The organism is Humibacillus sp. DSM 29435 (genome assembly GCF_001758225.1).
In the GTDB taxonomy this organism is placed as follows: domain Bacteria; phylum Actinomycetota; class Actinomycetes; order Actinomycetales; family Dermatophilaceae; genus DSM-29435.
The window spans coordinates 159,324-178,690 of record NZ_MAST01000054.1 but is presented as its reverse complement, the minus strand read 5'-3'; the positions used below and the strand labels follow the sequence as shown (position 1 = coordinate 178,690).

The window sequence follows — 19,367 nt, the reverse complement described above, 5'->3', positions numbered from 1 at the left end:
GCATCCGAGCGAGCCGGCCCTGCGGCATCCGATGCAGCCGGCCCTGCGGCATCCGGGATGGGGGTCGACCAGAACCCGGCGCCTGCGATTCCTCCAGTTCGACGCTGGCTCGACTCGAGGTCCGACAGCTGCTGCCGGAGCCTCTCGAGAAGCGAACCAGTCGTGTTCATGACTCAAACCCTAGAGGCCACCACTGACACTGCCCCCGGCCACGAAACCCACTGACGATGAACGAAACTGGCCACTCGACTGGGTGAGTCTCGCTCGGCGCTGCGCGGTCGGCACCTGCCCAGTGCCAGAGGTGCCAACCGCACGATGGGCTGTGCGTCTGGCACCTCTGAGCCCTCGAAGGTGCCAACCGCGCGGCACGAAACTGGCCCCTCGGGTCGGTACGAAAGTGGCCACTCGACTTGGGGGTGGGGGCTAGGGGCCGACGACGACGTCGAGGTAGCGCTGCTTCATGGTGGCCACGACGTCGTCGGGGTCGGCGGCCCACACGTCGGCGTTGAAGATCTCGACCTCGATGTCACCGTCGTAACCCGCGGCCGTGACCAGTTCGAGGTGGTGACGGAAGTCGATGTGACCGTCTCCCATCATTCCCCGAGAGAGCAGGGTGTCGGCGGGCAGCGGGGTGATCCAGTCGCACACCTGAAAGCTCGCGATGCGGCCGGCCGCGCGCGCGACCTGAGCCTCGAGCTGGGGGTCCCACCACACGTGGAAGGAGTCGACGACGACCCCGACCTGCTCGGCGGGGTAGGGCTCGGCGAGGTCGAGAGCCTCGCCGAGGGTGGCGAGCACGCCCCGGTCGGCGGTGAAGATCGGGTGCATCGGCTCGAGGGCCAACCGCACGCCGTGCTCGGCAGCCACGGGTACGAGACGGCCGATGCCCTCGGCCACCCGCGCTCGCGCAGTGGGGAGGTCGCGCGAACCCGGCGGAAGGCCGCCGACGACCATGACGAGACAGTCGGCGCCGAGGGTGGCGGCCTCTTCGATCGCTCTGCCGTTCTCATCGAGAGAGGACTCGAACGAGAAGTCGTCGAGTGCCGTGAGGAACCCGCCGCGGCACAGCGACGAGACCCGCAACCCGGCATCGTCGATGAGCGCCTTCGCACGGTCAAGGCCGATGTCGGCCAGAGGCTCTCGCCACACCCCGATCGAACCGAGCCCGGCCCGAACGCAACCGTCGATCGCCTCGGGCAGGGTCCACCGGTTCGTGGTCTTCTGGTTGAGAGACAGCCGGCTCAGGCCTGCGGCGGGAGTCGTAGCGATCGTGCCCGTCATCGGCTCAGCCCCGCGGTGTCGAGCAGCGACTGCATGCGTCGCGCGGCGAGGTCGGGGTCGGGGATGAGCCCAGCGGCATCCGCGAGACGCAGCGTGTGGGCGAGGTCGACCACGCTGCGGGCACTCTGCAACCCGCCGACCATGGTGAACCCGGGCTGGTGACCGCAGAGCCAGGCCAGAAACGCGATGCCCGTCTTGTAGTAGAAGGTGGGCGCCTTGAACACGTGGCGGGCCAGCGGCAGCGTGGGCTCGAAGGCGGCGTCGTAGGCGGCCATGTCGCCCTCGTCAAGAGCCCGCAGGGCAGCACCGGCGGCGGGGGCGATGGCCGCGAAGATGCCGAGCAACGCGTCGGAGTGGTGCTCGCCGTCGCCCTGGATCAGCTCGGGGTAGTTGAAGTCGTCGCCGGTGTAGAGACGCACGCCCTCTGGGAGCGCGGCCCTCAGGCCCTTCTCGTGGTCGGCGTCGAGCAGCGACACCTTGACCCCGTCGACCCGGTCGGCGTGGTCGCGCACCAGGCTGAGGAAGTGCTCGGTGGCTGCGGTGACGTCGCTCGAGCCCCAGTACCCCTCGAGGGCCGGGTCGAACGCGGGCCCGAGCCAGTGCAGGATCACCGGCTGGTCGACCTGGCGCAGGATCGTGTCGTAGACCGTGCGGTAGTCGTCAGGCCCGGTAGCCACGCGGGCCAGCTGACGGCTCGCCATGATGATCGCCTGCGAGCCCGCCCCCTCGACGACCTCGAGCTGCTCGAGGTAACCGGCCGTGACGGCATCCAGGGTGGCGACGTCGGCGGGCAGGTGGTCGGTACCCGCGCCCGAGGCGATGCGGGCGCCGAGCTCGAGCGCCTGGGCCGACGAGCGGCGGATCAGCTCTTGGGTGGTGGCCCAGTCGAGACCCATGCCGCGCTGGGCGGTGTCCATCGCCTCGGCGACCCCCAGACCGTGGGTGAACAAGTGCCGGCGGAAGGCCAGGGTGGAGTCCCAGTCGACCTGCGCCGGGGAGCCGGGAACGTTCTCACCCCACGGGTCGGCCACGACGTGAGCCGCTCCGAAGGCCACCCGCGAGGAGGCGGGCCCGTCGAGGGTCGGCCAGACGCGGGGCTCGTTGAGCGTCAGAGTCTCCCAGCCACCACCGGGCAGCGGGAGGTCGATGGCCGTCATGCGTGGATCTCCTCGAGCTCGATGCGGCGCCCCTCGGCCGACGACTGCAGGCCGGCCTCGGCGAGACGGACGCCGCGGGCGCCGGCCATGAAGTCATACGGGTGCTCGCCCTCACCGACGACGTAGCGCAGGAACTGCTCCCACTGCGCCTTGAAGCCGTTGTCGAACTCGCCGTTGTCGGGAACCGGGTGCCACTGGTCGCGGAACGGGGTGGCCTCGGCGAGGTCGGGGTTCCAGACCGGCTTGGGGGTCTCGGAGCGGTGCTGGGCGACGCAGTGGTGCAGGCCGGCGACGGCGCTGCCCTCGGTGCCGTCGACGTGGAACTCGACCAGCTCGTCACGGTGCACGCGGGTGGCCCACGAGGAGTTGATGACGGCGATGATGTCGCCGTCGAGCTCGAAGATGCCGTAGGCCGCGTCGTCGGCCGTCGCCTCGTACTTCTCACCCTTCTCGTCCCACCGCTCCGGGATGTGGGTGACGGTCTTGGCGGTGACAGCCTGGACGTCGCCGAAGAGGTTCTCGAGCACGTAGTTCCAGTGGCAGAACATGTCGGTCGCCATGCCGCCACCGTCTTGCTTGCGGTAGTTCCAGCTCGGCCGCTGGGCAGCCTGCCAGTCACCCTCGAAGACCCAGTAGCCGAACTCGCCACGCACCGAGAGGATGCGGCCGAAGAAGCCGCCGTCGATGAGGCGCTTGAGCTTGAGCAGGCCTGGCAGGTAGAGCTTGTCGTGAACGACACCGTTCTTCACCCCCGCCTCCCGAGCGGCACGGGCCATGCGCAGCGAGCCTTCCAGCGACTCGGAGATCGGCTTCTCGGTGTAGATGTCCTTGCCGGCAGCGATCGCCTTGAGGATCGACTCCTCGCGAACGGTGGTGAGCTGGGCGTCGAAGTAGATCTGGTCGTCGGGGTTGGCCAGGGCCGCGTCGAGATCGGTCGTGTAGCGGTCGACACCGTGCCGCTCGGCGATCTCCTTGACTCGCTCGAGGTTGCGTCCGACCAGGATCGGGTCGACCTGCAGCCGCGAACCGTCGGCGAGCTCGACGCCGCCCTGGTCGCGGATGGCGAGGATCGACCGCAGCAGGTGCTGTCGGTAGCCCATCCGCCCGGTGATGCCGTTCATGATGATGCCGATCTGACGGGTCATGTCTGCTCCTCGACGACTTGGGAAAGCGCTTACCCAAAGTCTACGGGCAGGTATGCCCCGCGAGCAAGCCGCGCCGGTTCGCTCGGAATGCGCTTTCCCGGGAGCTCAGTGCAATCAGAACCCGTGGGTCTGCTGGCCGCCCACCCTCAACGGGCCGCTCGTCACACAGACAGCGAAGGTGACTCCGCTTCTGCTGACTCGTCGCTGACGGCCCGTGGCACGACAATCAGGGGAACGGGCAGGGCTCGGAGGAGCTTGTTGGCCGTGTTGCCCATGAAGATCTTGCGGTGTTCGGCCAGGCGGCTCGAGCCGATCACCACGACCTCGCCCACCTTCCACCGGAGACTCTCGACCGCGGTCTCGATCGTGGAGCCCTCGGCTACCTCTGCGGTGACCTCGGTGCTCGTGCCCGCCGTCGCCACTGCCTCGTCGAGCACGATGCGCGCATGCGCGCGCGCTGCCTTGAGCGCAAACTCATGGTCGGTCGCCTCGTCGAAGTCGAGCGCGATCAGGGACAGGAGGCGCAGTGGCACCTGGCGACGAGCGGCCGCCTGCACGGCCACCTCCAAGAGCGCCTCGGCGCCCTGCCGGGAGCCGATGGCAGCCGTCATCCGGGTGATGTTCGCTGGTCTCTCGTACCCCGCGGGAACAAGGGCGACCGGGAACGGCGACGCGTGCAGCAACGCGTTCGCGACCGAGCCGATCGTGAACCGCTTCAGCGGGCCGTTGCGCGCGGCGCTGACGACGATCAGTGCGGCATCGCCATCACGAGCCGCGTCGATCAGCCCCTCGGCGACGGAGTCTGCGTAGACCACATCGGTACTGGCCCTCACCCCGTCACCGACGCGCAGCAGTGCTTCCGCCAGCCGTTCGCCGGCCCACGCGGCCCGGGTCTCCTGCACCGCGCGCTGCTCGACGAACGCCGCATCGGCCGGGGCCGGCTTGTCGAGAACGTGAACGATCCGCAGCTCGGCATCCTGCGTCGACGCCAAAGCCGACGCGAGGGCAACAGCTTCCTCGCCATGCTTGTTCGGTGCGTATCCAATGATGTAACGCATGGGGCGTTCTCCTTTGAAAGACATCGTGGCCGCTCACATCCGGTGGGCGTTGCCGAGTGGGTTGGCTGTCTGAGCCAGGGCGCCGCCGAGGCGGTGTGGCCGACAACCTGGCTTACAAGATGGCCGACCTCACGGGCGACCTCGTCCGTATCGGTCAGTCGGCCGGAGGCCAGTTCAAGAAGGTCTTGGGGCGCGGAGGCGCGTAGGTACGCACCTTCGAGGTGGTCAGCCCCAGCCGTACGAGCGACTCGGCGATGGTCACCGCCGCCGCGACGCCGTCGACGACCGGCACCCCGGTTCTCGCCGCAACGCGCTCGTTGAGCTCGGCCATGCCGCCGCAGCCCAGGCAGATGACCTCGGCGTGGTCTTCCTGAACCGCCCGCACGGCTTCGGCGACGATGGCCTCCACCGCGGCGTCGGGGTCGGCTTCGAGGTCGAGCACGCCGAGACCGCTGGCCCGCACCGAGGCGCACCGGGCGTCGAGCCCGGCAAGCTTGAGCCGGTCCTCGATCAGCGGCACGGCACGGTCGAGGGTGGTCACGACCGAGTACTTGTGACCCAGGAACTGAGCCGTGCTCGCCGCTGCCTCGGTGATGTCGACGACCGGCACGTCGAGCAGCTCCTGAAGGCCCTCGCGCCCGTGTTCGCCGTAGCCGGCCTGGATGACCGCGTCGTACGGCTGGTCGTATCGGCGGACGGTCTCCATCACGGCGATCGCGGCCAGGTAGCTCTCGTAGTTTCCCTCGACCGAGTCGGCCCCGAAGATGGGCGTGAGGGGAATGATCTCGGTTCCGGGAGCAGCCACCGACCGGGCCGTTCGCCCGATGCCGTCGGTCATGGACTGGGTCGTGTTCACGTTGACCACCAGGATGCGCATCTGTGCTTCCTCCTACTGCTGTTCGGTGAATCGTTTGATGATCGAAGGGGCTGCGGCGTCAGTGCACGCTGGGCACGGCGATGGGTTCGCCAGAGACGTCGCGGATCGGCATGGTGCGCCCTCGCACGAGCAGCAGGTAGAAGATGGCTCCCAGTGCGGCGCCGAAGAACCAGGCGAAGGGGCTGACCTCGTGGAAGGTCGGCACCAGCGCCAGCACGATCGCGATGGCGGCCGCGGGCACCAGAGCCTGGATGGCCTGGTGGTGGAAGCCGTTGCGGTAGTGGTAGTCGGCCGTCGCCTCTTCCTTGTACAGGTCGGGCACGTTGATCTGGGCTTTTCGGATCAGCCAGTAGTCGGCCATGATCACCCCGAACAGGGGCCCGAGAATGGCGCCCAGCCCGCCGAGGAAGTACTCGATCACCACGGGTGAGTTGTAGAGGTTCCACGGCAGGAGCACCAGGCCGATGAGCGCGCTGACCCACCCGGCACGGCGGAAGTTCAGGTGGCGGGGGAACAGGTTGGCGAGCATGTAGATCGGGGCCACGAAGTTGGCCATCAGGTTGACCGCGATCGTCAGGATGATCAGCGCGAGGCTGGCCAGCACGAGGAGCGTGGTGTTGGGCACGGACTGGACGATGTCGGCCGGGCTCTCGATGATCTTTCCGTTGATCTTGTACTGCCCGCCGGCCAGCACGACCACGATGGCGGCGAAGAACAACATGTTGATCGGGATGCCGGCCAGGTTGCCTCGGGTGATGGCGCTCCGGCTCGTGGCGGCCCGGGTGAAGTCGCAGAAGTTGAGCACGAAGGTGGCGTAGATGGCGACCCACAGCGCTCCGGCCGCGAAGATCTGGCGCCACATCGCACCACCGCTCAGGCTGTTGGAGGTCGACAGGGCGATCGACCAGCCTGCCTGGGAGAAGATCCAGACGGCCAAGGCCAGCATCGTGACCAGGATGACCGGGCCGGAGAAGGCCTCGTACTTACGAATCAGGTCCATGCCGTAGCTGACGATGACGACCTGGATGACCCAGAGCACGAGGAAGGCGAACCAGCCGAGGGTCGACAGGCCCAGGATGCTGTTGGTGTCGAGCGACTTCAGCGAGGGCCAGAGCGCGATCACCATCACGCGCGCCACGACTGACGCGAGATAGGTCTGGATGCCGAACCAGACGATGGCCACGCCACCTCGGATGATGGACGAGATCTGAGCGCCGTGGATGCCGAAGGCGATTCGGCTCATGACCGGGAACGGGACACCGGTCTTCTCGCCCATGAAGCCCGACAGGCTGAGCAGGGCGAAGAGCAGGAGCGCGCCGACCAGGAAGGCGAGCAGGATCTGCCACACACCCAGCCCGATGGCGAACAGCCCGATGGCGAAGGCGTAGTTGCCGAGGCTGTGCACGTCGTTGGCCCACAGCGCGAAGATGTTGTAGGAGCCCCAACGTCGCCCAGCCCGCTTGGTGGGAGCCAGGTCGGAGTTGTAGAGCCGGGGGCTGAGACCGGCCAACAGAGCCGGGTCGACGTCGACGTCGATCAGCGTGGCCGACTGATGCAGCTGCTCACCGTCGAAGTGCTCGTCGCGGGTGTGGCCCCCACGCGGGGGGTGCTCACCCGGGGAACCGCCTGCCGAGGACTCTGCCCCAGTCCGACTCTCATCCATTCGTCTCACCAATCTCTCTGCGCGCAGGGGACACCAAGGAGCGATCACGCACGGTCGTCGACGCGTTCTCACCAGGCCGAGCCGACCTTCGACGTTGCCTCCGAGACCGAGGTGCCGAACCCATTCATCGTGGGATCGGGTGTCGCGGCCGCGACGGGACGACGACTCATTAATTCCACATGGTGGAAACTAGGTACCATATTACGGAACACGTCCGCGACGGTCAATGGTCTACGTCTCTTTGGAATGAGTCCAAACTGGCTGACCGAGGCCGTCGTCGATGACATCATCTGCGGCGACGGCGAGCAAGGGACGACCGTTGCGTCGCGCAGCAGGCAGCACCACCGGATGGCCCAGGGTGTGTACGACCTCGATCTGGCCGACACCGCGACGCCACTCTCCGCGCGCGAAGGTTGAGTGGGCGGATGTGCGGTCAGGGCCGCTAGTCGGCGGACGCTCCCACCCCGGCACCTTCTGAGCTGAGCACCACGACCGTGGCGATGGCTGCCGGCTGCTCGACCTCGTTGACCCGAACGGCGGTGGTGATCTGCCACTGCCCGGCCGCAGGTACGACGACTTCGGCCCGATAGCCACCGGGCGCACCACTCGGCCGCACGTCGGCCACTAGTGGACCCAGGCTCAGGTTGGGCTCGGCCACACTGACCTGCGGCACGTCGAGGGGAACGATGGGGCGGCCCCCCGCGTCGGTCAGGTCGAAGGTGATGACATTGACCCCCACCCGGCCGGGGGTGAAACGCCCGGTCAGGTGGCCGGTGTCGAGGACGGCGACAACCGGGGTCCCCGTCGGCGTCGCCTCGGGCGTGGCACCGGCCCGGGGGTTCTGCAGGGTGAGGACCGAGGTGAGACAGACGACCAGCACCAGCCCGACGACCTCGAGCCGGAGGGCTAACGCCAGTCGGTGCCAGGCCCGGGAAGGGAGACCTTCACGCCCGAGCTGTGGCACGAGACGGAACCGGTTCCACGCCGCCATCGCACCGACCAGGGCAACGACGCCGAGCTTGGCCAGCAACAGTCGGCCGTAGAGGCCACCCACCAGGGCGGGGACCGAGCCGACGATGACCACGCCCAGGGCCGTCCCGGTGAGGCCGAGAAGAACGACGAGACCGCCCGCCAGGGTTGAGAACCGGCCGACCACGGCAGCGGCCCCGGCCGGGACATCCTGCCCTCGTCGGGCGCGGGCGAGATGGAGCACGAGGGCGATGAGACCGCCCACCCAGACCGCCGCCGTCGATGCGTGAACGAGGTCGGCTCCCATGACCAGCCAACCAGGCGCGAAGGTTCGGGTGTGGCCCACAGGGAGCACCGACGTCACGGCCGCCACCGCCCCCACCGCCCCGGCAACGGGGCCAACACGTGCGGGCAACCGCGTCCGTAGCAGCATGAGCACAACCCCGCTGCTGGCGAGCGCCCAGGTCGCGGCGGCCGCGCCCGCCCAGTCAGGGGAGGCGGCCCCAGGGGTCACGAGAGCGCCGAGGCTGACCCCCTCCTCCCGCACGGCGGTGAGGGGCACCAATGCCGCGTAGCAGATCACGGCCACCAGGCCTGCGATTCGCGGGAGTCGGCGACCAGGAGCAGTGGTGCGCGAGACGATCAGGTCGAACACCGTCAGACCCACGAGGCTGAACAGCCCGAGGTAGCCGAGGGCGTTCAGCCCCTCGTGGAGCAGATCGACCGGTCGGGAGTCAACCGGCGTCACGGTGGGTGCGAGGGCGGAAGCCTCGCCGACGGTGAAGGCCAGCACCCCTGACTCGGGGTGGGAGTCGTCGGAGACCACCCGCCAGCCGACCACGTAGCTGCCGTGGGCCAGGTGAGCCGGCAGCACGGCCCGCACGGTCGCCCCCGCCAACGACGTGGGGAGCGTGCGCTGAACACCGCTGCTGTCGTAGAGCTGCAAGCCGTCGGGGACGAGGAAGACCGGCTCGTCGAAGGTGAGCTCCACCGAGCTCGGCGAGCTCGAGAGCACCGCGCCGGCGCTCGGCACGGTCGACACGAGCTCCGCGTGTGCCGAGGCCGACTTCGCAGGGAGACCCAGCCCCAGGGCGAGCGCCATGAGCAGCACTCCGAGGAGCCGGGCGGCCCAGGCCCTGCTGAGTGCTGAGTCTCGGTTCGTGGCCCCGGAGGGTGTCGAGCTGGTCATGGTGGTCTCCTCGGGTTGCCTGACGCTGCTTGACTGGTGAAACCCACAACGCCGCCCGGGTACGCGTCGGGGGGAACGCGGCCGGGCGGCGGTGCGGGTCAGATGGCTGTCAGTTCTTGCCGGTGGTGAACGTCCAGGAGGTGGCCGTGAGGGGAGCCCCGTTCGCGCTCTGGATCCCCCCGGTCAGAGTGACCTGGAAGACGGTGCTGGCCCGCAGTCTCGCTGACGGCTTCAAGGTGGCTACGTGGGTCGTGGCGTCGTAGGTCACCACCGCGTTCACCGGCGCGAGCCCGGGGCGCCGCAGCGTGAAGGTGCTGCGGGACACCCCAGTCACCGCTTGGTCGAAGGTCACCGACACCGCCGACCCACGAAGGACCCCCGTGGAGCCGGCCGACGGGGTCTGTGCCGTCACCACCGGCCCCGCCCCCCCGGTCACCGTGGTGAAGGTTCCCGTCTGGGCGGTCAGTGCGACTCCAGCCGTGTTCTTGATGGCCGACGTGAGTGACCAGGTGTAGGTCGCCCCTGCCACCAGTGACGCGTTCGGCGTGAGCGTCGCGATGGTGCCGCCACCGCTCAGCTTCACCACTGACGGCACGGTGTTCGCGCCCTGTTTCAACGTGAACGCCCCGTTCGGCACGGTCACCTTGCTGTTGAACACGACCACGACTGGCGTTCGACCCACCACGACGCCGGTGGCGCCGTCCTGCGGGTTGGTCGAGGTGACCGCCGGGCCGAGCAACCCGAGCGTCGTGAAGCTCCAGCTCTGACCGGCGATGGCGCTACCCGTGGCACTGGTGATGCCCGTGGTCAGCGTGGCCGTGTAGACCTTTCCTTGGCTCAGCGCCGCCGTCGGGGTCAAGGTGGCTACCTGACCGGTCGGGTCGAGGGTGACGGTGGCGGTCACCGTCGTTGTGCCCTGGGCGAGGGTGAAGGTCGATCCGCTGACTCCCGTTACCGGCTCGCTGAACGTGGCCGTCACCTTGGTGCTGGTGGCGACGCCCGTGGCGCCCGAGATCGGGGTGACGGCGGTGATCTGCGGCGCGGTGGTCACCGGGGCCGAGACCGCGGCAGTCGTGGACGCGTTGTAGGCGGTCACCTGGTAGGCGAACTGGCCACTGGTGGCGGTCAGGTCGGTCCAGTTCGTGACGTTGGCCAGAGCCGTGCCGACCTGGGCGTAGGTGCCCACCACCCCGTTGACGATGGGAGCCCGGCTGATGCGGTATCCGATCTCGTTCTTGGGGTTGCCCCACGTCGTCAGGTCGGAGAATGACACCGGTGTTCCGTCGGTCCATGTCACGGCCACCCCGGTCGATGATCGGGCGAGCTGAACCACCGGCTTGTCCGGTGTCGTCCGCGGCACCTGGAGGGTGATCGGACGCATCATGTCCATCTCCTCGTGACTGAGGATGTGGCAGTGCCAGACGTACTCCCAACCGAAGTTGGTCATCGCGTTGGTGATGGGGGCGAGGGGGTCACCGTTGACGTCGGTGTTGTTGAACCCCGCCTCCGACCCGTTGGCTCCGGTGGCTGAGCCCTTGGCGCCGAGCGGCATCATCGGGTTGAGCGGTCGGTTGCTGTCGGGGATGCCGAACGGAATCCTCGGCACGATCGGACGCACCGCGATGATGGTGTCCTCGAGCGGACTCACGCGCACGGTGTCCTTCCAGCCCAGCTCGGTGGCTTCCGGCGGGATGATGATGTTGTCCCACGTCACCCGGTTGAGCACCTGCACGTCGTTGAGGTGGAAGTGCAGCGGGTGGGTGTCGACCCCGTTGTGGGTGATCTTCCAGATCTGGGTTCCGTCGGGTGCCGCCGGCGAGACCGGTGTCACCTTGAGGGGATCGGTGGACTTCATACCGTCGAGAATCTCGGTGGCCGGGTTCACGTAGGGGTAGAGGATGACGTTCTGCAGCAGTGGTGTCGCGCCTGGGGCCTCGACCCCGAGGTTGCTGCTCATCCGCCCCCACTCGTCGAAGTTCGCCGAGTTCATCTCGTCGTGGACCGACTTGGGCTCGATTTTCACCCCCATCTTGGCTCCGGAGAGGGTGTCGAACTTGAAGGTGTCCCCACCCTGCTCGGCGATCCGAGCAAAGCCGTCACACTTGGTCGTTGCGGGGGCACCGGTGGCGTTGCAGGCACCAGAGGCCGCGAAGGTCGTGCCGAGGGCCCTGTTGTAAGAGGCCTGGCCGACGACGATCGGGTTCTGGCTGGACTCGAACACCCCGGCGGGCTTGCCCGCGGCGTCGAGGTGGTGGTCGAAGGCAGCCATCAGCTTGCCCATCTGGTCGGCCGTCGTGTTGGGCCGGTCGAAGGCCAGTGCCGGGGCGGCGGTGGACACCTTGACCTGCATCACCGTCCGGGTGTCCGGACCGTAGCCCGGCAGGGTGGTCGCCGCGGCGGCCGGCCGCAGGTCGGGCCCTCCGGCGTAGTAGTCGTAGGTCGAGATCCGGCCCGGGAATGCGGCCGGGGCGTCGTTGTAGAGGATGAGCGTCTTGCCCCGGTAGGCCGAGAAGTCGACCACCACGTCGGCCCGTTCGGCCGGCGCGAGGAGCAGGGAGTGCTGGTCGACGTTGCCCACGTCGAACCGGGTGGGGTCGGTGATCCAGGTGGTCTCGTGGGCCGGCACGACAGCCGGGGTCGGCAGGAAGCCGCCCTCGTTGCCGATCTGGATCCAGTCGGGGCCCTTCGGGCTCTTGGTGGTGTCCGGGGTCGGGGAGACGTTCGGGTCGGTCTGGGCCGCCTGGACCTCGCTGGCCTTGAGGGCCACCTCGGTGCCGGTGGCGGGGTCAGCGACATACCAGGACAGGTTCCAGACCCGGTCGTCCGACCCGTTGAGGATGCGGAAGCGGTAGGTCTTCGGGTCCATCGTCGTGGTCGGGTAGGCCGTGCCGTTGACGACCGGGGTGTCTTGGAAGGCCTCCATGCCCACCGAGTTGTTGGGCGTCGAGGGAACCAGGGCAGGCTCGCAGAAGTCGGCGACGTCCGGGTCACAGGTGGGGTCGAAGTACGGGTTCGCCATCGGCGGGTACTTGGCGTCCTTGGCCGGCGGCCAGAACCACGGGCCGTAGAACCAGCGACCGAATGAGCTCATGCCGCTGGGGTCCCCGGGGTTCTGGGCTGGCATGTAGACGTGCGGCTGCCAGAGGTTGCCCTCACCGCCCCACTTCTTGGCGTCCCACGTGGGGTCGAGCTGAGCCATCCGCTGCGTGCTGGGCACGAAGGTCTTGTCCTGGATGGTCAGCGGGATGCCGGTGCCGATGCCGTCGAGCGCACCGCCGGGAGCCATGAGCGCCTTCTCGGCGTCGTCGGTGATCATGTAAGCGGCTTCTTCACCGGCATACACGTTGAGCCGGGTGATGCCCCACGCGTGGTCGTGGTAGAACATCATCCGCGCGCTCTGCTGGTTGGTGTAGAAGAACGTCTCGGCGCCAGGGCCCGGGTCTGGCATGTCGGGCACGTTGCTGACGCTGACGCCCTTCGGGTAGGCGGTGTTCTCCCCGACCGGGGTGGTCCACTGGTGCGGAGTGCCGTCGCTGATCCAGGGCGTGATGCCGCCGTGCAGGTGCAGGGTGGCGCGGTTCTCGGAGTAGCAGGTCGTGGGCTTGGGCGTCTGGCCGCACATCGGGTTGCGGACGCCGTCCGTCGAACTCTTCTCGTCGGTGGCCATGTCCTTGGGCACGCCGTTCGCGTCGAGCTGCATCATGTTCGGACCCGCCCCCGAGCCCATCACCGTGGTGTCGACGGGAAGGAACAGGTCACCGGCGACACCGGTCGGCAGCAGGTTGCGGAAGAGCACCCGCACCGGGCGGTTCTTGGTGGCGTTGATCGTCGGGCCGAGGTAGTGCGGCTTGTCCACCGCGGTGTAGCCCCCGGCGACGGGAGTGTCGGCGGAGGCCGGGTTGAGGTTCGCGTTCCCGAGAGGGAGGTGCTTGCCGGGGACGACGCTCGTCGAGAGCTGCACGTAGCCGCGCAGCAGCGTGGCGGGCAGGTCGCGGTGCATCTTCTCCCGGTACTGCACGACCGCGATCTCGTAGTAGTCGGTGCCGGGATAGGTGGTGGTGTCAGGCTTGGCGACCGGGATGTACTGGCCGAGGTCGTTGGCGTTGGCCTCGCCCTGACCGGGGAGGGTGTCGACGAACTTCTTGATGCCGGGGGTGAGGTAGCCCGCGCCGGGAGCGGTCACGGTGATGCCGGTGACCGACCCCTTGACGGCAACCTGCGCCGTGGCGCTGGCGCCCTTGTCGGCCGTGCCGACGGTGTCAGTGATGGTGACGGTGGGGGCGGAGTCGTAGCCCTGGCCGCCGTCGGTGACATCGATCTTCGTGACGCCGATCGTCGCCGTGACCGCGGCAAACGTGGTGGGGTCGTTCTTGCTGGCGTCGGTGACGGTGACGGTGGGGGCAGTGGTGTAGCCACTACCCGGGTTGGCGACCGTGACGCCGGTGACGACACCGCTGGCGTTCATCGTCGCACTGGCGGTGGCCTGGGTCCCGCCGGGGAGGTCGGGCTTGGTCAAGGTCACCAGCGGCTGGGCCTGGTAGCCCGAGCCACCGTCGGTGAGCTTGAGGTCGTCGACCACACCACTCGCGAGGGCCTTGGCCTCGAAGCCCGCCGTCGGGTTACCACCGGTGAGCGTCACCTTGGGTGCGGTGAAACCGTATCCGGTCTCGTTGACGTCGATCGCGTTGATCACGCCGGTGGCGATGGTGGCGGTGGCCTTGGCCACCGCGGTCGGGGTGACCCCGGCAGTGGTGATCGTCACGGTCGGCGGGATCGCGTAGCCGGCCCCCGGGCTGGTCACGTCGACGCCCGTGATTGCCCCGGTCTTCGGGTCGACGGAGGCGGTCGCCTCGGCGCCCGTGCCGGGGTCGGTGACCGTCGGGGTGACGTCGGCGGCGAAGGAGTACGTCCGGTCGTGGGAGTAGTCGGGGTAGCCGGGGTCACCGAGCGTGAACGCGCTGCCCTGCGTCGGCGGAACGTTCGTGGCCATGCTCGGGTCGCCACTGGCCGGGTAGCTCATGGTGTCCGCGTTGGCCCCGCCCGTGACGACGGGCACGCCCTGACCGTAGAAGCCGATGACGTCGCCCTTCTGGACGGCCACGGGGGTCGGAACCGGATAGGTCTCGACCTCGCCGGTGACCACCGTCGGCACCGGCACGGTGAGCTTGTCACTCGCGTAGACGACGCTGTAACCCCCCGCCGTGCCCGAGGGCCGCAGGACGAGGGCGTGGAACGTGCCGCCGGCCGAGGTGCGGGGGCTGGAGCCCGCCGTGCCCTGGTTCCAGCTCTGGAAGTCCTTCAGGGTGCCCGCCGGCAGCGGGGAGCGGTTGAGCACGACCAGGACGGGGCCCAGGTCAGGTGGCGTCGTGGCGTAGTCGGTGGCGAAGTCTCGCTCGACCAGAGGGTTACCGAAAGAGACCGGCGTCGGGGTGCCGAGACTCATCTTCACCATCGCGTCCGCCAGCGTCTGGGGGCTGTTGGCCCAGTTCGGATACGGACCGAAGTAGTGCGGCACCACCGCTTCGTCGGTGGCGTTGGTGGGCGTCCTGGCCTCGGCCGAACTGGGCCGGAACACACTCCCCAGCCCGGAGACCGGGGCGATGCCGGTGCCCATCAGCACGAGCATTGAGGTCACGACGACGGCGACCGGCCGAGGCGACAATCGCCTCGAACCCTTGCGCAGGTGGCTAAAACGGTCCATAGTATCCCCTAGCGAGCGATGCCGACTCGCCCGTGCGAGCGGTCACCTGAGGAGGAGACTGGGCGCACTTTCTTAACGGTTGATTAAATTCCCGTCGGGATCAAAGTTCTCAGCCGCGGCCCAGTCGATAGCCCAGGCCGCGCACGGTCTCGATGGCGCGCGCCCCCAGCTTTCGGCGCAGGTGATGGACGTACACGCCCACCAGACCGTCGTCCACCGCCTCCGGGAAAGCCCTGTCCATCAGCTCCGTCTGACTGAACACCTGGTGCGGCCGGCGGGCAAGCGTCTCGAGCAGATCGCATTCCCGAGTGGTCAGTGTCACCGTGCCGCCGTCGGGCCGCACCACCTGATGACCCGCGACCTCCAGCCGCCCGAACGGGAGCGTGAGGTCACAAGAGGTCTCGGCGTGCCGCCGTCTCAGTGCTCGCAACCGCGCCAGCAGCTCACCGGTGTCGAACGGTTTCGTCAGGTAGTCCTCCGCCCCGGCGTCGAGTCCCTGCACGCGATCCCGGGCGGAGGACAGGGCAGAGAGCACCAGGACCGGCGCGGTGACACCACTCGACCGGATCCTCGCCAGCAGGTCGAGACCTTCGATGGCCGGCAAGGTCCGGTCCAGCACCATCAACGTGTACGGCCGGCTGAGTGCCAGGTGGAGCCCGCGTTGGCCGTCGAAGGCCGTGTCGACCGCGTAGCCCGCACCGCTCAGCAGCCGAACCAGCACCGCGGCCAAAGGCCGGTCGTCCTCGACGAGCAACACCGATCCGGCCTGACCCGCCAGTCTGGCCTCCAGCTCCTCCACGTCCATGACCACTCCCCGTTCACCCCACGCCAGGTGGCGCAGTCCGAGGCTAGACGCCGGCCGGTGCGTTGGGGGCCGATCCGACTGCCTTCTCCAAAACCCAACGGCACCAGGCCATCACAGATACCGTCGACGCAGGTTGGCACTGCTGTCGGCGTCAGCCGCGACGCGGGAAGGTGCCATGACGACCCAGGATGCCGTGCGCAAGACGGTCGGGAAACACGACCAGATGGCGCTCGACCGGTGGGCCCGAGACCGGTGGTCGCCGGGGACGACGGCGGGCCCGAGCGCTCGTGTGCGTCGCACCCTGGTGGGCGCCTGGCTCGTCTTCGCCGTGATCAACCTCGTGCTGATGGTGCTCTTTGTCGGCAGTGAGACAATTCCCTACCACCTCATCTGGGCCAGCTTCGCCCTGCTGTACGGTTTGCTGCCGTTGTCACGACGCGCCACAACGGCCACCTTCGTCGCCGTGACCGGATCGACGGGTCTGCCTCTCATCCTGCACGCCCAGATGGGGGCCATCGGCTGGGCCGAATGTTCGGAGATCGTCCTCATGGGCGTGATAGTCGGGCTGCTGATCTGGCACGTGAACCGGCACCGGGCGGCGCAGTGCTCGATCGCTGACCTGCTGGAGGACGAGCGGGTCCAGGCCGGGCAGCGGGAGCTGACCGCCCGGTTCGGCTCGCACGAGGTCCGCACTCGGCTGACCGTGGCCAGAGCACTGGTGGAGATGATGCGGCAGGACAGCACCGACCCCGCCGTCCACGCCGACACCGCCCTGGTTCTGGGTGAGATCGACAAGGCCACGGCCACGGTGACGACGTTGCTGCACCTCGTTCGGGCCGATGCCCCCGGTGAGGCCCAAACGGTCGATCTCGACGAGGTGGTGCACGCGGCGGTGGCGCGATGGTCGGCGGGGGTGGACCGCAACTGGAGCTCGTCGAGCTCGGTCGGCGCGGTGCTGGCCGACCCCGAGCGTCTGGAAGCAGCCCTGGACTGCTTGATCGAGAACGCCGTGCGCTTCACCGACCGCACCGACACCATCGGAGTCGACGCACGGGTGGAGGGACCTGATCTCGTGATCTCGGTGGCCGACACCGGAGCGGGCATTCCGGAGTCGGACCGCGAGCGGGTGTTCGCGGTCTTCGAGACCGGCAGCACCGCAGGAGAGCTCAGCGGTACCGGTCTGGGTCTCGCCCTCGTGAGCGCCTTGGTCGAGGCACGGGGCGGCACACTCGGGGTGACGAGCGAGGTCGGCCGGGGCAGCTGCTTCACGATGCACGTCCCGCTCCTCCGACTGTCGACAGACGACACGCACGAGCGACGCCCCTCATCGCCGGTGGCGCTCGTTCGCACCTGATCCGCCGCGATGAGGCCGGCGTCGGGCCAACGGAGCCTCGTTCAGCTCAGTCGTCGGGGCGGAGGGACTGGTCGAAGGTGCCGTCGATGACCTCGGTTACGATGGCGAGCAAGGGACGGCCGTTGCGTCGCGCATGGGTTCGCATGACGACGAAGGCCGCCTCGGGGGTCAGCTGATGCCGTTCGGCGAGCACCCCTTTGGCCTGCTCGATGCGCGTCCGGCTGGTGAGCGCCCCCTGCAGCTGCTCCGCCAGGATCTGTTGCTCGCGCACCGCCCGTTCCTGCAGCAGCCCGATCGTGGCGACGTCGGCCAGCGCTTGGGCGAGCGACAGCTCATCGGGGGTCAAGGTGCTGCGATCGGCCAGGAAGAGGTTCATGGCGCCGATGACCTCATCACGCAGGCGCAACGGCACGGCGTGAACCGAGGCGAAGCGTGCCTCCCGCACGGCGGCCGCGAACGCGGGCCAGCGCTCTTCGGCCTGCACGGGATCGAGGTTGGCGACCGTGCGTCCCTCCCGGTAGCAGTCCAGGCACGGGCCCTCTTCGTGCTGCAGCTCGAACAGCTCGAGGAGGCGGGCCTGGTGGGTGGAGGATGCGACCACCTCGAGGTGGCCACGTCGGTCGCTGAGCATCAGCCCGGCAGCATCCACGCCCAGCAGCTCGACGCTGGTCTCGACCAAGGTGTGCATGAAGTCGATGACGTCGAACTCCGCGACAAGAGTGTCGGCCAGCTCGACGAGCCTGATGAGCACCCGCTGCTGAGAGATCATGGCTGGCTACCTTTCCGGCGAACAGTGTTCCCCTGGGTGAGCGCTGGTTCTCGATCTCATCCTCATCCTCCTCCTGTGGGGGTTGGAAGCGAAGGATGCCGTTTGCATCAGCGGCCCGACCCGTGGCGGAGCGGACCGCAGAACCGGCGAGTCCCTCCTCACAGACCATTGACATCGCAGAGGGGCCGGTGGCAGCCTGACGAGTGAGCAGCCAATGAAGGCAGCGTTGCCCCAGACCCGGCAACCGTTCTGGTCGAGAAGACCTGCGGTGGGGAGGGGTGTTTCTCATGGTGGGTGACCGAGTCACCGGGAACGATCCGTCGCACGTGTTGCTGCCCATCGCGGCGCCCACATCGACGATCCCCAGGCCTCCGGCGCCTCGCCGCGCCCCTGTGCCGCCCGCTCCATGTCAGCCCGAACCACGTTCGGCCGCCGGCACGTCAAAGCCACCTCGCGCCGGGGGGCGGGAAGCGGGATGAGGCACGCCCCAGTTATCCCAGCGACCTCAAGGAGAGGCCATGTCCATCACCCCTCAGGACGTCCACCACCTGATCGACCACAATCGCGACAACCGCGGGCTCCCACAGCATGACGTCAGCCGCATCGTGCGGGTGCTCAACGCCCACCGCCATCCGACCGCCGAAGCGACCGCTCCTGGCGCCGACGCCCTACACAACGCGCTGGCCAACACGGGTTCACCTGCGTCAGCGGAACGCCCTGGTTCTAGCTGACGGCATCCGCCTTGCGGAGCCTGGTCGACAGGGCAACCACGAGCGCAAGGGGCAGGACGAGCAGCAGTGGTGAGAGCCACGGAATGTGGGTGACGACGAACGCGCCCGCACAGGCCCCGGTCACCAGCGCCAGGAGCACCTGGACGCTCGGCAACAGTGTGCTGAGTGAATGCCGAGCGCTGATGCCGCTGATCACGCGGGTGAGTGTTCCGGTGAGGAAGGTCGACGAGAGCCCGGATACGCCGAACCGCTCGATCGCACTGCTCTGGATTCCCATGGCCGCGGCGGTGATCAAGAGTAGCGAGAGCTGCTGCCCTGTTGTGCGATCACCCAGAGTGAGCTCCCAGAAGACTCCGAAGGCCGCCATCACCGACAGCTCGATCATCAGGGTGCGGGTGACGGCCGCCGGCCACACCGGGTCGCCTTCCAGCTTCGTGCCGGCCGAGTGGGAACCCACGAGCACTCCCAGGGCGTAGCTCGCTATCGCGCTCCCGGAGGTGATGGCCAAGGCCGCGTCCGCGGTGCCGGCCGACAGCCCCAACAACACCATGTTCCCGGTCATCACCGATGAGAAGGCATTACCCAGAGCAATGAATCCCGTTGCGTCAGCGCAGCCCGTGACCAAGGTCAGGATCATGACCAGGGTGTGACGGCGACGACGCAGCTGC

General features: G+C 68.3%; 14 protein-coding genes. 3 read left to right on the top strand and 11 right to left on the bottom strand.

Features of this window, described 5'->3' with window-relative positions; genetic code table 11:
* Positions 1 to 423: 423 nt before the first annotated feature.
* The 6 genes from BA895_RS22905 to BA895_RS22880 form a co-directional block, all read right to left on the bottom strand.
* Complete coding sequence (locus BA895_RS22905; RefSeq protein WP_070194194.1) at positions 424 to 1,281, bottom strand: sugar phosphate isomerase/epimerase; 858 nt, start codon at positions 1,279 to 1,281, stop codon at positions 424 to 426.
* Positions 1,278 to 2,438: a dihydrodipicolinate synthase family protein gene (locus BA895_RS22900; RefSeq protein WP_070194193.1), complete on the bottom strand. Its 1,161-nt coding sequence runs from the start codon at positions 2,436 to 2,438 to the stop codon at positions 1,278 to 1,280. The genes BA895_RS22905 and BA895_RS22900 overlap by 4 nt, the downstream gene beginning before the upstream one ends.
* Positions 2,435 to 3,583 carry a Gfo/Idh/MocA family protein gene (locus BA895_RS22895; RefSeq protein WP_070194192.1) on the bottom strand — a complete coding sequence of 383 codons (1,149 nt, stop codon included), beginning with the start codon at positions 3,581 to 3,583 and terminating at the stop codon, positions 2,435 to 2,437. Before BA895_RS22895 ends, BA895_RS22900 begins: the two co-directional genes overlap by 4 nt.
* Positions 3,584 to 3,744: 161 nt before the next feature.
* The gene (locus BA895_RS22890) at positions 3,745 to 4,641 is read right to left on the bottom strand and encodes a universal stress protein (protein WP_070194191.1); all 897 of its coding nucleotides are present in this window, start codon (positions 4,639 to 4,641) and stop codon (positions 3,745 to 3,747) included.
* 154 nt (positions 4,642 to 4,795) lie between these two features.
* Positions 4,796 to 5,518 carry an aspartate/glutamate racemase family protein gene (locus BA895_RS22885; protein WP_070194190.1) on the bottom strand — a complete coding sequence of 241 codons (723 nt, stop codon included), beginning with the start codon at positions 5,516 to 5,518 and terminating at the stop codon, positions 4,796 to 4,798.
* Between the two features lie 58 nt (positions 5,519 to 5,576).
* Positions 5,577 to 7,181: an NCS1 family nucleobase:cation symporter-1 gene (locus BA895_RS22880; RefSeq protein WP_139142852.1), complete on the bottom strand. Its 1,605-nt coding sequence runs from the start codon at positions 7,179 to 7,181 to the stop codon at positions 5,577 to 5,579.
* Positions 7,182 to 7,427: 246 nt separating this feature from the next.
* Between BA895_RS22880 and BA895_RS24105 the strand changes: the two genes are divergently transcribed.
* On the top strand, positions 7,428 to 7,598 hold the full coding sequence (locus tag BA895_RS24105; protein WP_175442428.1) for a hypothetical protein: 171 nt from the start codon (positions 7,428 to 7,430) through the stop codon (positions 7,596 to 7,598).
* 25 nt (positions 7,599 to 7,623) lie between these two features.
* Here the strand turns inward: BA895_RS24105 and BA895_RS22875 are convergent, their stop codons facing one another.
* The 3 genes from BA895_RS22875 to BA895_RS22865 form a co-directional block, all read right to left on the bottom strand.
* A complete protein-coding gene (locus BA895_RS22875; RefSeq protein WP_070194189.1) occupies positions 7,624 to 9,339 on the bottom strand; it encodes a copper resistance CopC/CopD family protein in 1,716 nt (571 codons plus the stop codon).
* Between the two features lie 109 nt (positions 9,340 to 9,448).
* Complete coding sequence (locus tag BA895_RS22870; RefSeq protein ID WP_139142851.1) at positions 9,449 to 15,040, bottom strand: Ig-like domain-containing protein; 5,592 nt, start codon at positions 15,038 to 15,040, stop codon at positions 9,449 to 9,451.
* 109 nt (positions 15,041 to 15,149) lie between these two features.
* Positions 15,150 to 15,845 (bottom strand): response regulator transcription factor, encoded by a 696-nt coding sequence (locus BA895_RS22865; protein WP_175442427.1) that lies wholly within the window; start codon positions 15,843 to 15,845, stop codon positions 15,150 to 15,152.
* Positions 15,846 to 16,020: 175 nt separating this feature from the next.
* On the opposite strand from BA895_RS22865, the gene BA895_RS22860 reads away from it, so the two are divergent.
* On the top strand, positions 16,021 to 17,199 hold the full coding sequence (locus BA895_RS22860; RefSeq protein ID WP_070194187.1) for a HAMP domain-containing sensor histidine kinase: 1,179 nt from the start codon (positions 16,021 to 16,023) through the stop codon (positions 17,197 to 17,199).
* 46 nt (positions 17,200 to 17,245) lie between these two features.
* On the opposite strand, the gene BA895_RS22855 is transcribed toward BA895_RS22860, so the two are convergent.
* Entirely contained in the window at positions 17,246 to 17,968 is a 723-nt protein-coding gene (locus BA895_RS22855) for a GAF and ANTAR domain-containing protein (RefSeq protein WP_070194186.1), read from the bottom strand.
* A 518-nt stretch (positions 17,969 to 18,486) separates the two neighbouring features.
* Here BA895_RS22855 and BA895_RS23785 point away from each other — a divergent pair.
* Positions 18,487 to 18,699 carry a hypothetical protein gene (locus tag BA895_RS23785; protein WP_139142849.1) on the top strand — a complete coding sequence of 71 codons (213 nt, stop codon included), beginning with the start codon at positions 18,487 to 18,489 and terminating at the stop codon, positions 18,697 to 18,699.
* On the opposite strand, the gene BA895_RS22850 is transcribed toward BA895_RS23785, so the two are convergent.
* A complete protein-coding gene (locus tag BA895_RS22850; protein WP_070194185.1) occupies positions 18,692 to 19,336 on the bottom strand; it encodes a YoaK family protein in 645 nt (214 codons plus the stop codon). The two genes, BA895_RS23785 and BA895_RS22850, sit on opposite strands and share 8 nt — an antisense overlap.
* Between the last annotated feature and the right edge of the window lie 31 nt (positions 19,337 to 19,367).

Coding starts and splice junctions, on each gene's coding strand:
- BA895_RS22905 (WP_070194194.1), bottom strand. CDS start 1,281: ATGACGGGCACGATCGCTACGACTCCCGCCGCAGGCCTGAGCCGGCTG.
- BA895_RS22900 (WP_070194193.1), bottom strand. CDS start 2,438: ATGACGGCCATCGACCTCCCGCTGCCCGGTGGTGGCTGGGAGACTCTG.
- BA895_RS22895 (WP_070194192.1), bottom strand. CDS start 3,583: ATGACCCGTCAGATCGGCATCATCATGAACGGCATCACCGGGCGGATG.
- BA895_RS22890 (WP_070194191.1), bottom strand. CDS start 4,641: ATGCGTTACATCATTGGATACGCACCGAACAAGCATGGCGAGGAAGCT.
- BA895_RS22885 (WP_070194190.1), bottom strand. CDS start 5,518: ATGCGCATCCTGGTGGTCAACGTGAACACGACCCAGTCCATGACCGAC.
- BA895_RS22880 (WP_139142852.1), bottom strand. CDS start 7,181: ATGGATGAGAGTCGGACTGGGGCAGAGTCCTCGGCAGGCGGTTCCCCG.
- BA895_RS24105 (WP_175442428.1), top strand. CDS start 7,428: ATGAGTCCAAACTGGCTGACCGAGGCCGTCGTCGATGACATCATCTGC.
- BA895_RS22875 (WP_070194189.1), bottom strand. CDS start 9,339: ATGACCAGCTCGACACCCTCCGGGGCCACGAACCGAGACTCAGCACTC.
- BA895_RS22870 (WP_139142851.1), bottom strand. CDS start 15,040: ATGGACCGTTTTAGCCACCTGCGCAAGGGTTCGAGGCGATTGTCGCCT.
- BA895_RS22865 (WP_175442427.1), bottom strand. CDS start 15,845: ATGGACGTGGAGGAGCTGGAGGCCAGACTGGCGGGTCAGGCCGGATCG.
- BA895_RS22860 (WP_070194187.1), top strand. CDS start 16,021: ATGACGACCCAGGATGCCGTGCGCAAGACGGTCGGGAAACACGACCAG.
- BA895_RS22855 (WP_070194186.1), bottom strand. CDS start 17,968: ATGATCTCTCAGCAGCGGGTGCTCATCAGGCTCGTCGAGCTGGCCGAC.
- BA895_RS23785 (WP_139142849.1), top strand. CDS start 18,487: ATGTCCATCACCCCTCAGGACGTCCACCACCTGATCGACCACAATCGC.
- BA895_RS22850 (WP_070194185.1), bottom strand. CDS start 19,336: ATGATCCTGACCTTGGTCACGGGCTGCGCTGACGCAACGGGATTCATT.